Consider the following 14,797-nt stretch of genomic DNA (forward strand, 5'->3'; position numbering starts at 1 on the left):
CGTCATGAAATCATATAATGGCGTAATGCTTCTTGAACCGCCGCCGCGGCAAGATCCGCACAGTGCCGTTCCGATGGCGGCAACCGTCCGATCTCCTGAAGCACGGTTTCACCGGTAATGTCCGCCAAAGCGTCCGGCTCCTTGCCTAAGGTGAGTTCCGCTGCAAAGGAACCGCAGATAGCGCTCGATGCGCAACCATCCGTAAAATAGGACGCTTCTGTTACGCGATTGCTTTCGAATTTGAGGTAGATTTCCATGCTGTCGCCGCATGTTCCCGTCACACGGGCATGAGCGTCGGCATTTTCCATTCTTCCCTGATAGCGGGGATTGCGCCAACGCTGAAACCCCTTTTCGCCATAGGCCTCTTTCGCCTCGTCAAAGATCTGCGCTTGCAGGTTGTTTACAAAATCGTCGAGGTTTCCCATGCATCGTCCTTCTTCGCTTATTCAAGGCTTTTGATTTTGGCTTGAATGGCTTCCATCTGCCGCTGCAATTCTTCCGCCTGTTGTTTAAGCGTCGCCAGCGCATCTTCGCGCGGTGCAACCGGTGGGATGGGGCCACCCGAACCCGGAAAGGCGACGCCTGAGCCAACCCCCCTACCCCTGCCGCCCCCCATACCACGGCCTCCGCCCATCCCCATGCCGCGGCCGGATCCGCCACGGCAGCGGCCTATTCCCATGGGGGAAGCCGCTCCGGCTCCAACGGCAGAGACGCCGGCTTTTTCAGGCACGGTGGGTTGCGTTGACGATTTAAGATTGCCGGTTCTAAGGCGATTAATGGCTTCTTCGACAGTCCCGGTTTGTCCGGTATAGACGGTAACGCCTGCTGCTGAAAATGCCGTCATCGCATTCGGGCCGCAATTTCCCGTCAGAATTGCCTTTACGTCTTTTGAAACCACAAAAGCGGCTGCCTGAATGCCAGCGCCGCCGCCAAGGGTTTTGTTTTCATTGTCATAGGCATCAAAGCGCATGTCGTCGGTTTCCACGATGATGAAACAGGCGCATCGGCCAAAGCGAGGATCAATGGGTGAATCCAGGGTTTTTCCTGTAGAACTGACCGCTACCTTCATTATAAGACTCCTTTAAGATGGTTGTATCGTTTTAACCTTTGAAGAAGCAGGAGCCGTGCCAAACGCGACAGACTGTCCGTAATAAATGATAACGATTAGGAATATAAACAAAAAAATATAATAGGCGGCGGAAGGCGTGAGGGCTAAAAGTAGCTAAAGCGCAACTGTGAGTCCTTTTTAATGGGTGCTGAAACGCTACTGTAGTTTTTTTGATGGTATGAGATTCGTCGGATTCCGGGTGCAGCCCTTTGGGTTGTCGACGCGTTGCTTCTGGGGCTGCAAGGTCTTACGCAAAAATGAATGCAACTGCAAAGATACTGCAAATCGCCCGGCTTGCGAAAAATCATGCAGCACCTTAAACGAAGGCTCAAGGCCCGGCGATCGCGGTTCTATCCGTGTTTCCATGCCGGGTAACCATAAATTCACTTGCCGCTTTTTTATTGTTTTGCTAATAATTCAAAAAGGCGTTTATCGGGCCCTGAACCCATAAATCCCATGAACCATGGCGCCTGAATGAAATAGCCCATAACCGAAAACGAACCCGAAAAGGAGTACGTTTCATAACAGCCTTTATCGGCGGTGTAACTGTTTAATCTCGTATCCTCCATCTGTGATTTTCTTCACTGCTTCAAACGGAAAATGTGTGGTGCCGGTAACCAAACCGGGCGATATCACTCAGGCCCGGCAAAACCTAAAGACAAAGCAAGCAATGTTGTAACCCCATTGACGAAACCTGTCCATGGGGCGCTCAAAACCATATCATCAGAAATTAGCGAACCGGTTTTTTTTCAGTATCGGGTATCAAAAAGCATCCATCGCCAATCCGGTAAAGGCGCCGTTCGGCCGGGAGCAGCGATTTAGCGCATGCCTTGACGCAGGGCGGACTTGGCTGCGTTATAAGCTTATTCGCGGTGCCATGTTCCACTTAAAGGCGATACGGGCGCTTGTGCGATAAACCAAAGCCTGCCGTATACGATTGGACAGGCATTGATGAACCCGAAGCCGTGAAACATTATGAAACCATATGCGGATACCTGAAAGGGGGTGAGATCGATCGAAGGGTAATGATAACGCTCGGGACAGGTTTTTATAGCATGGTTTGGGGGGAGAAATTTTTTCAGCAACATCATCACATGGGAGGGACATGCCGTGGAGCAAAACGATTTGAAGGGCTACTGGCGTCAAAATTTAAAATATGTCTCAATTCTTTTGGCGATATGGTTTTGTGTATCGTATTTGTTCGGAATCATCCTGGCCGATGCGCTCGATCACATTAAAATTGTGGGCTTCCCTTTGGGGTTCTGGTTTGCGAACCAGGGCTCGGAGGTCATTTTCGTCATTTTGATTGCCGTATATGTCAAGCTCATGAACGCATTGGATATCAAATATGACGTTCATGAAAAAAATTGAATTCGAGGATGGCGCTTATTGATCTGACGGATATTCAAAAGGGAGGAACATCGTATGGGCATTTTAGCATGGACTTGGATTATCGTCGCGATTTCTTTTGCTCTCTACATCGGGATCGCGTTTTGGGCAAAAGCAAAGACGACTGGAGATTTTTATGTTGCGGCAAAACAAGTGCATCCCGTGTTAAATGGGATGGCAACCGGTGCCGACTGGATGTCGGCAGCTTCCTTTATTTCCATGGCAGGCCTGATATCGTTCATCGGCAGGGATGGGGCCATGTATCTGATGGGGTGGACCGGCGGGTATGTGCTGTTGGCCATGTTGCTGGCGCCGTATCTTCGTAAATACGGTAAATACACGGTGCCGATGTTCGTGGGGGAGCGATATTATTCAGACACGGCCCGCATTGTCGCCGTCATCTGCGCCATTTTCGTTTCCTTTACCTATGTAGCGGGTCAGATGCGCGGTGTCGGTGTTGTCTTCGCCCGATTCCTGGAGGTGCCGATCAACACGGGTGTTCTGATCGGCATGGGCATCGTCTTTATTTATGCGGTGATGGGCGGCATGAAAGGAATTACCTATACGCAGGTGGCGCAGTACTGCGTGCTGATTTTTGCTTATCTGATTCCCGCGATATTTATCTCGATCATGCTTACCGGCAACCCGATTCCGCAACTGGGCTACGGGAGTGCGCTCAGTGAAAACGGCATGCGATTGCTGAACACGGACAGCGGATATCTGCTTGAAAAGCTCAATCAGGTTCAGATGGATCTCGGCTTTTCCGCCTATACAGCGCGCGGTGCCAAAAGCATGATCGATGTCTTTATGATCACCTTTGCGCTCATGGTGGGAACCGCCGGGCTTCCGCATATTATCATTCGGTTTTTCACTACCCCAACCATCAAGGGCGCCCGGGCATCCGCCGGATGGGCATTGCTCTTTATCGCCATTTTATACACGACGGCACCGGCAGTGGCCGCTTTTGCGCGGCTCAACATGATCAAGACCTTGCATAACGCGGAATATGTTAACGCGCCGAGCTGGTTTAAGAACTGGGAAAAAACCGGTCTGATCAGTTGGGCCGATAAAAACAGCGACGGCAAAATACAATATGCCAAAGGGGCGGCCTTTACGGGCGGCAAGCCGAGCAAAACAAAAGACAATCCGGACGCCACCAACACCAATGAACTTTATGTGGACAACGATATCATGGTGCTGGCGAACCCTGAAATCGCAAAACTGCCGGCGTGGGTCATCGCACTGGTGGCGGCCGGCGGACTAGCGGCCGCGCTTTCCACTGCGGCTGGACTGCTGCTCGTTATCGCTTCGGCATTTTCTCATGATCTGTTGAAAAATGTTACCGCAAAGAACCTGACCGAAAGGCAGGAACTGCTGGCCGCCCGAATCGCAGCGGGGTTTGCCGTGGTCGTGGCCGGCTATTTCGGCATCAACCCGCCCGGATTTGTCGCGCAGGTGGTCGCGTTTGCCTTCGGTTTGGCGGCCTCATCTTTCTTCCCGGTTATTCTGCTCGGGATTTTCTGGAAGCGCGCCACCAAGGAAGGGGCGATTTTCGGCATGCTTTCGGGGTTGGCTTTTACAGCGGCCTATATCATTTACTTCAAGTTTGTAAACCCGGCCGCCAATGTATCGGCCAACTGGCTGTGGGGCATTTCGCCGGAGGGCATCGGCACGATCGGCATGCTGATCAATTTTATTGTCATAATCGGGGTGTCCAATGTGACCAAAGCCCCGCCGAAAAAGGTTCAGGACATGGTCGAAAGCCTTCGCTACCCGCGGGTAATCGCTTAACCGACTTCCCTTAAACAAGAGGCATCCCGGAAAGGGGTGTCTCTTGTCCTCCTTTTGACTGAATTACATGGATGAAACGCTTTGAATTTTCGAGTAAAGCCCAAAGCCGATTTTGTCTGGTTTGTCATCGTATCGACAACTGTCAATATCATCATCATCGCCACCACGATTTTCCTGTTGAGGCGAGTCATGGGCACGGCGGAAAAAGCGCTTATTGCCGACCTGTTCACCCGTTATTTTGCTTATTTTTTTATCCCCGCGGCCCTGCTTCTAGCAGGGTATGCGCTTGTCCTGGAATGGTTTTATAACTTTTTTATTCGACCGCTGAATCGACTCAAGGAAGAAACCGACCTGATCCTCACGGTCAACCCCTCGCTACGTGTTCAGGTTGACGGTAGCCGGGACATCGCCGGTCTTGCCGAAATGATCAACCGCAATATCGATCTGTACGAAGCACTCAAGACAGACGTTCAAAAAAAAATCGATCACGCCAGAGCCGAGACCGAAATAGAGAAAAACATCTTTGCCGCCATTGTCAGTGAATTGACGGAAGGCGTGGTCATTTGCAATGCCAAGGGCCAGATACTGCTCTGCAACCAACAGGCCAAAAGGATCTTATCGAGCCTTCGCCGCGGCAGGCCAGAATACAAAGACGCGGACGAAGAGGCGGATCAATTTGTCAGCATCGGCCGTTCCCTTTTCAGCGTGATTGACCGCTATCTGCTGCGGTATGCCATCAATGACATCACCACCAAACTGCGCAGCCGGCAGCAGCCGGCCGTCACCAGTTTTGTGATGGTGAACAAACACCAGCAAATGTTCCGTGTCGAAGTGGTTCCGATTCTCAATTCCATTCGGGAATACGGTGGATTTGTTTTCATCATCTATAATATAACGGCGGAGTTGGAAAATGACGCCCGTATCATTCTGCACCTGAACTCATTAATCTCCAATGTCAGAAGAAAGGTGTCTGCCATCCGTTCCTCGGCGGAATTGATTTGTGAGTATCCCGATATCACCGAGACGGAAACCCAACAGTTTTTAAACATTATCCTGAAAGAATCCAAGCTGCTCAGCGGCATCATCAACAATCAGAGCGACTTCAATTATTCCGTGAGGATTAAAAGCGGATGGCCCTTGATCCCCACGCCGGTCGTGGAACTACTCAGGGCGATCCGCGGCAAGGTGGAAAAACCCTTCCAAATCGCATTGGACTTTGAAGAAGCGGAGGTTAAGGAAAGCGTTTGCGTTGACGGCTATTCGTTCACTCTGGCGGTAAGCTTTGTGTTGTATCTAATTGCCAATGAGGCACAGTGCAGGGAATTTGTCTGTAAAACCGGCATCCGGAATTCATCCGTCATTCTGGCCGTCGAATGGATGGGCCATCCGCTCAAAACGGAAACCCTGCAAGCCTGGATGGCCCGATTCCCGCTCGTCGGCAAGGAGAGGTTGCCTTTGACGCTCAAGGAAATTTTTGATAATCACGATGTGGAAATGGTGCCCGCTTCGGATCGTCAGGCCCGGGATGTCGCTTATTTGCACATTTTCCTTCCGAGACACGAGAACCTGCATACCGCCATCGGAAGGGAAATATCCATCGTGGCTGAAAACCGGCCGGAATTTTATGATTTTGACCTGTTCAACCAACCCGCCGAACACCCGGAGTTAAACGAGCGGCTGTTGACGGATATCACCTATACGGTATTTGATACCGAAACCACGGGACTTGAACCCCGCAACGGGGATGAAATCATCTCCATTGCGGCCGTCAGAATCGTGAATCTGCGGTTGCTGAAAAACGATTATTTTGACCAACTTGTCAACCCCGGAAAGCCGCCGAGCCGAAAATCCATTCAGGTCCACGGCCTTGAACCGGAGATGCTGACAGGCCGGCCGATAATTGCCGAGGTGCTGCCGGTTTTCAAGCGCTTCGCAGAAGACACGGTGCTGATCGCGCATAATGCGGCTTTTGATATGTGTCTTCTTAACATGCAGGAAGAAAAAACCGGCGTGAGAATCGCCAATCCGGTCCTGGACACTATGCTGCTTTCGGCCGTTGTTCACCCCACCCAATCGGATCACAGCCTTGAAGAAATCGCCAAACGGCTGGGGGTGGAAATCATCAACCGCCACACTGCGCTGGGCGACGCGATGGCGGCCGGTGGAATTTTTATCAAACTGGTGAAGCTGTTGTCCGCGCAGGGAATCAACACCTTGAAAGATGCGCTGATCGCCTCGAAAAAAACTTACCTGGCCCGGATGAAATACTAAACGACCTATAATTCGCCATGGGGTAGGGGGCTGCGCTGATGAGCAATACCGTACACACGATAGAAGACAGTCAACATTTATTTGCCTTTCTATCCGGACTGCCCGCCTTTTCTTCCCTTCCCGAGACGGAGCTGATACGCCTGTGTCAACACCTCGCTGTGGAAGCGCATTCAAAGGGGACGCTCCTATCTGTGCAGGGGAGAACCCGGTTAAAAAAAGTAATTATCATCAAGGACGGCGTGCTGGAAGCCTTTTTCGACAGGGATGGGCAAAAAACCGTCCGGGAAATGCTGCCCAAAGGGTCCGTGCTAGGCGGTATTTCAATTCTGATGAATGACGGCATCGGGCTCAGATCGGTTATGGTCAAAGAAGACGCCGTACTGTATGTGATGTCCAAAACTGTTTTTAAGGATCTGTGCGATCGATTCGATCCGTTTCGCGCCCACTTTGCTGAAGCTTTTCATCGCCGAATGCTTGATAAATCTTACGCGGCCATGGTGCAGGCGGCGCGGGCGTTTAACTTTCTGTCCGGCGTCCCCCCCTTTTCCTTGCTTCCGGAAGCTGAACTGCTCAACATTTCTTACGGCATACCGCGGGTGAGCTATTCCCGGGATACGCCCCTTTTTTATCAGGGAGAAACAAAGGTCGAGAACCTGTATATTTTTCAAAAAGGCTCAGCCGAACGCTATTTTGAGCAGGACGGCGTCAAGACGTTGCGTGGCACGCTGGGGCCGGGCGATACCTATGGCGGCATTTCCATATTGATTAATAACGGTATTTCGGTGCGAACCATTCAGGTCGGCGCTGGCACCAGCTTTTATATGGTGCCGAAATCGCAATTTTTGAATCTTTGTCAAAAATACAGCGCATTTGCCGATTACTTTACCGATGCCTTTGGAAAACGAATGGTGGATACCACCTATGCTTCCATGGTTCGTAAGGCGGCATTGCCGCAGCAGGAAACCACCGCCTTTTTTAATCAGCAGGTTAAAAACTTCTGCCAGTCCAGCCTGTTATCCTGTAGCGAAACGACCCCCATTAAAGATGCCGCCATTAAAATGAGTCGAAAAAATTGCAGTTCCATCTTTATTAAGACGGCTGATGGCGATTATATCGGCCTGGTTACGGACAATGATCTTCGCCGTAAGGTCGTGGCGTTGGGCCGAGATGCTCGAAAGCCGGTATCCACCATAATGTCCTATCCCTTATATGGTATTTCGATCAATGCAACGGTATCGGAAGCCCTGTTGAAAATGATCGAGTCCAACACCAAACACCTGGCGGTGACCGGTCCCGAGGACAAGGTCATCGGCGTGGTGACCGACAGGGACCTGATGGCAGCGCAGGGCCAATCGCCATTTTTCATCATTCGTGAAATTTCCGCCGCCACCAGTCGGGATGAGATTAACACCATCCAACACCGGCTGCCGCGCTTGATTCAGGCCATGAAGAACAGCGGCGCCAATTCAAGGGTAATCACCAAGCTGATTTCCGCTATCTCCGATGCCGTATTGAACCGGTTGATCTCCTTTGCCGTGAGCATCGTGGGTTCTCCGCCGACGGAATTTGCCTTTCTGGTGATGGGCAGCGAAGGCAGACGGGAGCAAACCCTGAAAACCGATCAGGACAATGCCATTATCTTCGCTGATGTCCCCGAATTGGAACTTGAAGCGGTCCAACATTATTTCCTGAAGCTCGGCGACACGGTGTGTGAATGGCTCAATGAGGCGGGCTATGCCTTTTGCAAAGGGGAGGTGATGGCCAAAAACCCGAAATGGTGCCAGCCGCTTTCAAAATGGAAGGAATACTTCAATTCCTGGATTCGTGTGTCGACCAACAAGGATTTGCTTCAGGCCGCGGTCTTTTTCGATTTCAGATGCGGGTATGGCCATGTGGAAATGGTGGATGAATTGCGGCTGTACCTGTTTGAGCGACTGGCCGGATGGTCGCGGTTTTTCAGGGATCTGACCCTCAATGCGCTGCGGTTTAAACCGCCGTTGGGTTTTTTCAGAACCTTTGCAGTCGAGACCAAGGGGGTTCACCGCAACAAATTCAATATCAAGAATGCGATGGTACCCATTGTTGATTTTGCGCGGATCTATTCGCTTCGCTACAATATTGCCGAAATCAATACGCAGGACCGGTTATACCGGCTCTATCTGGAAAAGATGATCACCCCTGAAGTTTATGAAGATATGAATCAGGCCTTTGATCATTTAATGGAACACCGGCTGATGTGTCAGATTCAGGATATCGACAATGGGCGGCCACCCGATAATTATCTTAATCCGAAGCACTTATCCCGCATTGAGCAAGCGTTGTTAAAGGAAATATTCAAACGGATTGAAGGACTGCAAACCCTTATGAAACTCGAATTTACGGGGGGCGCATGACCTGTAAAGGGACACGGAGGTTAACACATGCCGGAGACGATTCTGATAGTCGAGGATGAAGAGAATATTGTGGTACCGCTTGATTTTCTGTTACGCCGGCAGGGCTACGAAGTACTTGTGGCCTGTAACGGCGAAGATGCCATAGATCAAATCGCCAAGAAAAAGCCGGATTTGCTGCTTCTGGACATCATGCTGCCCGGCATGGATGGCTATGAAGTATGTGAGAAGATTCGGCTTAAACCGGAATGGAAAGACATTAAGATTGTTTTTCTGACTGCGAAAGGACGCGAAGTCGATATTGCAAAGGGAATGGTGCTGGGGGCCGACGAATACATCGTCAAACCGTTCTCGAATGTGGAAATTATTGAAAAGGTAAAAACCCTTCTGAAGGCGGAAAGTTGAAAATAACAGGCAGGAAAAATCAATCCGATACCGGCAGCGTAAAGAAAAAAGTGGCGCCCTTTCCCTCGCTGCTCTCCACCCATATTTTTCCGCCATGGCGTTCAATGATGCTTTTCGAGATGCTCAGCCCCAGGCCACTGCCCGGCGGACGGCCCCGCGTACTGTCTTTTACCTGGTGAAACTTTTTGAAGATCGCCTGCTGGTCTTTGGGCGCGATGCCGATCCCGTTATCCATAACGGAGATCAACAGTTCCCCGTTTTGAATGGCCAGCCTGATGTGGATAAAATCCTCGGCTTTATCACTGAATTTCACGGCATTGGAAATCAGGTTGACCATTACCTGAATCAATAGATCCCGGTCACCGACAATGAAAGGTGCGCGGTTGGGTAACGCCACATTCAGGCGCAGCTTTTTTTCCTTGACCAATTGATGGGTTGCCGTGACGGCGTCTTGAATCAGACGCCGCGAATCGATTTTCACGGACTGAAATCCCATGCGGTCGGATTCAATTTTTTCGATGTCCAGAACCTGACCGATGAGCCGCGTCAGACGCTCGCTTTCCTTGATAATGATGGCGGTAAAAGAAGCGTGCTGATCTTTTTCCAGATCCGGCGTGGTGTTCAAAATTTCCGCCAATGACCGAATCGAGGTCAACGGTGTGCGCAACTCGTGCGTGATGGTGGAGATAAACTCGTCTTTTAGCCGATCGAGTTCTTTCAGGCGCTCATTGGCCGCCTTGAGTTCGCTGGTGGCCTTTTCCAGTTCACGGCTGTAAGCGATCACCTGGCGGGTTTCATCCAGAATGCCCAACACTTCTTCAAAGCCGAACGGTTCCTCCTTAATCACGGAAGCTACCAGAATGTGCGCCGAGGCGGCCCCGATGGTGCCCCCAAGCAAGGTTTCGACATAACTCACGAGGTTTGCGTCCGCGGTCAAATCCTGGCTAAAGGAAATATTATTTTTTCCCAGATATTGGCTTAGCGCTTCTTCGGCTTTTTGCGGGCCGATAAATCGCTCCAGCAAAGACCCTAAATCCGGTACCAACGCGGTGCCCCGGCAAAGAGCGGTTTTCCCCATTTCACCGGAATGCTTGAAGACGTCCACAAACAAGTTCGCCTGAATCTGTTCGATTAACGATGGCCGGCTGAAAAGAGAAACGCCGACATACATCGTCACGTTGGCCAACATGCTCCAGAAAACCGCATGGGATATCTGGTCAAAGGACTCAAGCCCGAACAGATGAAAGGGCCTTAACAGGCGAATCCCAAAGGGGCCTTCGGTCAACAAGGAAAGCGGCATCAACCCGGCCTGCACGAGCGAGGGCAGAACCAGGGTGTATGCCCAAACGAAAAATCCGGCCAAAAGCCCAGCCATGGCGCCGGAGCGGGTACCGCCTTTCCAGAAGATTCCCCCGATAAATGCCGGCGCAAATTGTGCCACTGCGGCAAAGGATACCAACCCGATGGAGACCAGGGCATAAAACCCGCCGGTGAGCAGAAAATAGGCATGGCCCAGAAGCAAAACCACCAATATGCTGACCCGCCGAATCGTTAATAACAGGAAAATCATGTCCTTGCGCTGAGCCAATTGGAACCGGCGGATTCGCAGTAGAACCGGCATCACGAGCTCATTGCAAATCATGGTGGAAAGCGCGATGGTTTCCACGATGACCATGCCGGTGGCCGCGGACATTCCGCCGATGAACACGATTAACGTCAACCCCATCTGATTCTCTATCATCGGAAGCGCCAGAATAAACCAGTCCGCATCGATACGGGTGCCCTGCAGCCTAAGCAATCCGCTAAAGGTTACCGGAAAAACGAAAATGTTGATGGCCAGCAGATAAAGCGGAAAAAGCCAGATGGCTTTTTGAATATGCGCTTCATTGACATTTTCCACGACCGCTACTTGAAACTGCCGGGGCAACATCAGAATCGCCAGCATGGAGAGAAATATGTAACAAAACCATCGATTATAAGGGCTGCTCTGGGTGTCGATCAAAAAGAGTTTGGATATTTCGGGAACCGATTGGGCCTTGCTGAAAAGATCGCCAAAGCCATTATAAAGACCGTAAGTCACAAATACACCGACGGATAAAAAAGCGAGCAGCTTCACAATGGACTCAAACGCGATCGCGGCCACAAGCCCTTCATGCCGCTCTGTAACATCCAGATGCCGTGTTCCGAACAAAATGGCGAAAAGCGCCAGCAACAGGGTGACGAATAGCGGGGTATGCTGAAAGGACGACAACGCCTTTAAATCGGATGAAATCGCTGTGGCCGAATATTGCTTGATCAGAAAAAAGCTCGTTGAAATCGCCTTGAGCTGTAAGGAAATATAGGGGATGATGCCAATCACGGCGATAATCGTGACGATGCTGCCGAGCAATGCACTCTTGCCGTATCTGGAGGAAATCAGATCGGCGATGGAGGTGATGCGGTGAATTTTGCTGATTCGAACTACCTTGCGCAAGACAAAGAGGCCCAGCGTCACCATTAAGGTGGGACCGATATAAATGGTTAAAAATTCAGCTCCGTTTTGGGCGGCCCGCCCCACACTCCCGTAGAAGGTCCATGCCGTGCAGTAAACCGCCAGGGAAAGGGCGTAAATATAGGGGTTACTGATGATACTGCGCCCCGCATCCGCGCGTTTATCACCATAATAGGCGATCGCGAACAACAGCCCGATATAACAAATTGAAATGGTAAATATAATACCGGCAGCCGGCATCACTGGTACGCCCCTGTTAAGGTCCAACCGGTTCGGGTGCTTTTCGTGAAGGGTCTATCGCCGCAACGTTATTCTCGACTTGATGTCGAATTTGTGATTAAGCCGCATGGTTTTCCCCTTTTAATACCATCATCCCCCTCAGGCTGCCCGGCATCGGCATGTGAAGCGGTAATCAGGCCGACGAGCAAAATCAACACGGCCCATATGAAGAAGATATAAAAATAGAGCAAGGGAAACCCGAATACCATCACCGGCCGGCTGAAGAGAGAGAGAACCGGATAATTGAACAACACCACGGCAAGCAGGAATAAAGAGATCAGCCGATCATGGTTATGATCTTCAGCCATTGTCTTAGAAACACCTTTTAACCCATGGGCGAAATATGGGAAGCAACCCCTATACCCCGCTCCCCCAAGGTTTGCCGAAAATGCGTGAAAGGGGAATAATCAAGGAAATGATGTTCTTAGATTAACTCGGCCGCCGAATAAATGTCAACGGTCTTGTTTTACCATTCCTATCTGTTTTGACCCCGTAAAGAGCGATTTTTATTCTTTACAACTTGGCCGATCTTGGTGCACAAATACAAATAAGCAGGCAATTGAGGCCTGCCGTTTCAGGCAAACCGGCAGCCCGTATGTTGTCAATCATCCACTTTTTTTTCGCCCGTTAGGCTCGCCATGACAGATAACCGGACTTGTCATGATCGAAATAATCGCACCACGGCCGGCGAGCGCCGGTTGAGCCTTGCCCTTTTGGGGATACTGGCCCTGATTGCGGTTATAATGATTTTTATTCAGGGTCGCTACGATTCAGGCGCTTGGCGGGAGCAGGCACAAACCGTCGAAACGGGCGCACCAACACCGCAGCCAAAAGCGACACCAGCCGCCGAGGATACGGATATGGCGGTTGGCCTGATCCCCCTTTCATCGGCTGAGATCTATACCGCTGAGACCCTGTCCGATAAAATTAACGGCAAGGCAGATCTTTATTTGAGTGCGGGGTTTCAGAAACTAACGAGCCGACGCTTTGCACTTACCGCTGAAAAAAATCGCTGGATGGAACGCTATGCCTATGACATGGGCTCCCTTCGCAATGCCTATGCCGTGTTCAGTGTCCAGCGGCGACAACAGGTTCAGCCCGTTGATGTGACTGCCCACGCCTATCTGGCCAGCAACGGGCTGTTTTTCGTACACGGTCCCTTTTATGTGGAAATTATTGCGGCTGAAGCCGCCACCGAGACACAGCAGGGCATGACATCTCTGGCCCGCGCCTTTGTTTCGGCCCATGCCGTACCCACTGAAGACCTGCCGGAGCTGAGCCTGCTCCCGGCCGATCACCGCATCTCCGACTCGGTCAAATTGGCGGCTCGAAGCGCTTTTGGCATCGAAGGGCTGAATGGGGTCTTTACGGCCGGCTATGCTGCGGATCAGGCCGAGGCAATGGCGTTTGTTAGAAAATGCGCGTCCCGGAACGAGGCGAAAGCCCTGGCCGAAAAATTCCATGCCTTTTGGCTCGATTTCGGTGGAGAAACCATGGCTCCGCCGGAAAACCTGCCGGAAGTCCGTATTGTTTTTATCCTGGATAATTATGAAATTTCTCTGGTAGAGGGCGATTATCTTCTCGGCGTGCATGAGGCCACCCATCTCGAATTCGGGCTTGCACTGGTGAAACAACTTCAGTACCGGATTATCGAGGGTGCCGAATGAGCGCTGAAGCACATACCAATCGCCGGGAGTTTCTTCGCAGGTTACTGGGCGCGGCCCTTACGGCCACCGGCGCGGGCGCGTTGGGGCTCTCTTTTTGGGACAGGTGGGGACCCCGGGGTACTATTTCCCATACCCAAAATTTGATTCTGCCGGATTTTTCCATTCCGGGGCAAACGGGTAAAATCAGTGTGGCCCACGGCAGCGACCGGGCTCAAACCGTCACGCTGGCGCTTAACGCGTTGGGCGGCATGAAAGCCTTTGTGCAACCCGGCGACAAGGTGCTGCTCAAGGTCAATGCCGCCTTTGCCACCCCGCCCGCGCTGGGCGCCACCACGCATCCCCAATTGCTTTCGCAGGTGGTGGCGCTTTGCCTGCAAGCCGGTGCGGGCCAAGTGATGGTCACCGACAATCCGATCAATGATCCGGCCAGTTGTTTTGAGCTTACCGGCATTGGGCCTGCGGCCCGAAGCGCCGGCGCCGGTGTGATGTTGCCGGCTTCGGAGCGCTTTGCCGCTTACTCCTTGCCGGGCGGCCATCTGATTCGCAACTGGCCGGTGCTGTGCAACCCCTTGTTATGGGCCGATAAGCTTATCGGGCTGGCGCCGGTCAAAGACCACCATCGCAGCGGCGCCTCCTTGACCATGAAAAACTGGTACGGCCTGCTGGGCGGGCCGCGCAATATTTTTCATCAGCAAATTCATACCATCATCGCGGAACTGGCCGGAATGATCACCCCCAGTCTGGTGATTCTGGACGGCACCCAGAGCATGATGGCCAACGGGCCCACCGGCGGGTCCCTGAATGATCTGAAAGCAACCCATACCGTGATTGCGGGTACGGACCCGGTGGCTGTGGACACCTTGGGGGCCGGCCTGCTCGGCAAGACCGTGGCGGATTTGCCCTATCTGGCCTTAGCTGAAAAGGCCGGGGCGGGAACCGTCCGTGTTGAGGCATTGCACCCCGTCGAGGTGAACGGTCCCCTGTAAACGCCTGCGCTCTTGGCGCT

12 protein-coding genes are annotated in these 14,797 nt (G+C 51.8%); 8 read left to right on the plus strand and 4 right to left on the minus strand.

Annotated features, from left to right (window positions below):
• Positions 1 to 2: 2 nt before the first annotated feature.
• Positions 3 to 425, minus strand: coding sequence for an iron-sulfur cluster assembly scaffold protein (locus RBT11_06695; protein ID MDX9786443.1), 423 nt, complete (start codon positions 423 to 425; stop codon positions 3 to 5).
• A gap of 17 nt (positions 426 to 442) precedes the next feature.
• Entirely contained in the window at positions 443 to 1,069 is a 627-nt protein-coding gene (locus tag RBT11_06700; GenBank protein ID MDX9786444.1) for a NifB/NifX family molybdenum-iron cluster-binding protein, read from the minus strand.
• A gap of 739 nt (positions 1,070 to 1,808) precedes the next feature.
• On the opposite strand from RBT11_06700, the gene RBT11_06705 reads away from it, so the two are divergent.
• The 6 genes from RBT11_06705 (at position 1,809) to RBT11_06730 (ending at position 9,354) form a co-directional block, all read left to right on the plus strand.
• Positions 1,809 to 2,024 carry a hypothetical protein gene (locus tag RBT11_06705; protein ID MDX9786445.1) on the plus strand — a complete coding sequence of 72 codons (216 nt, stop codon included), beginning with the start codon at positions 1,809 to 1,811 and terminating at the stop codon, positions 2,022 to 2,024.
• Between the two features lie 194 nt (positions 2,025 to 2,218).
• The gene (locus RBT11_06710; protein MDX9786446.1) at positions 2,219 to 2,479 is read left to right on the plus strand and encodes a DUF4212 domain-containing protein; all 261 of its coding nucleotides are present in this window, start codon (positions 2,219 to 2,221) and stop codon (positions 2,477 to 2,479) included.
• Between the two features lie 54 nt (positions 2,480 to 2,533).
• Positions 2,534 to 4,288, plus strand: a complete 1,755-nt coding sequence (locus tag RBT11_06715; protein MDX9786447.1) for a sodium:solute symporter family protein — start codon at positions 2,534 to 2,536, stop codon at positions 4,286 to 4,288.
• A gap of 81 nt (positions 4,289 to 4,369) precedes the next feature.
• Positions 4,370 to 6,559, plus strand: coding sequence for an exonuclease domain-containing protein (locus RBT11_06720; protein MDX9786448.1), 2,190 nt, complete (start codon positions 4,370 to 4,372; stop codon positions 6,557 to 6,559).
• Positions 6,560 to 6,597: 38 nt separating this feature from the next.
• On the plus strand, positions 6,598 to 8,952 hold the full coding sequence (locus tag RBT11_06725; GenBank protein MDX9786449.1) for a DUF294 nucleotidyltransferase-like domain-containing protein: 2,355 nt from the start codon (positions 6,598 to 6,600) through the stop codon (positions 8,950 to 8,952).
• 27 nt (positions 8,953 to 8,979) lie between these two features.
• Positions 8,980 to 9,354: a response regulator gene (locus RBT11_06730; GenBank protein ID MDX9786450.1), complete on the plus strand. Its 375-nt coding sequence runs from the start codon at positions 8,980 to 8,982 to the stop codon at positions 9,352 to 9,354.
• 19 nt (positions 9,355 to 9,373) lie between these two features.
• Here RBT11_06730 and RBT11_06735 read toward each other — a convergent pair whose 3' ends face one another.
• Together RBT11_06735 and RBT11_06740 are read right to left on the minus strand one after the other, a co-directional pair.
• Entirely contained in the window at positions 9,374 to 12,085 is a 2,712-nt protein-coding gene (locus RBT11_06735; GenBank protein ID MDX9786451.1) for a sensor histidine kinase, read from the minus strand.
• A gap of 68 nt (positions 12,086 to 12,153) precedes the next feature.
• Complete coding sequence (locus RBT11_06740) at positions 12,154 to 12,432, minus strand: hypothetical protein (GenBank protein MDX9786452.1); 279 nt, start codon at positions 12,430 to 12,432, stop codon at positions 12,154 to 12,156.
• 330 nt (positions 12,433 to 12,762) lie between these two features.
• Here RBT11_06740 and RBT11_06745 point away from each other — a divergent pair, with 330 nt between their 5' ends.
• Entirely contained in the window at positions 12,763 to 13,791 is a 1,029-nt protein-coding gene (locus tag RBT11_06745) for a hypothetical protein (protein MDX9786453.1), read from the plus strand.
• Positions 13,788 to 14,777: a DUF362 domain-containing protein gene (locus RBT11_06750; GenBank protein ID MDX9786454.1), complete on the plus strand. Its 990-nt coding sequence runs from the start codon at positions 13,788 to 13,790 to the stop codon at positions 14,775 to 14,777. Before RBT11_06745 ends, RBT11_06750 begins: the two co-directional genes overlap by 4 nt.
• Positions 14,778 to 14,797 lie beyond the last annotated feature (20 nt).

The organism is Desulfobacterales bacterium, assembly GCA_034003325.1.
In the GTDB taxonomy this organism is placed as follows: Bacteria; Desulfobacterota; Desulfobacteria; order Desulfobacterales; family JAFDDL01; genus JAVEYW01.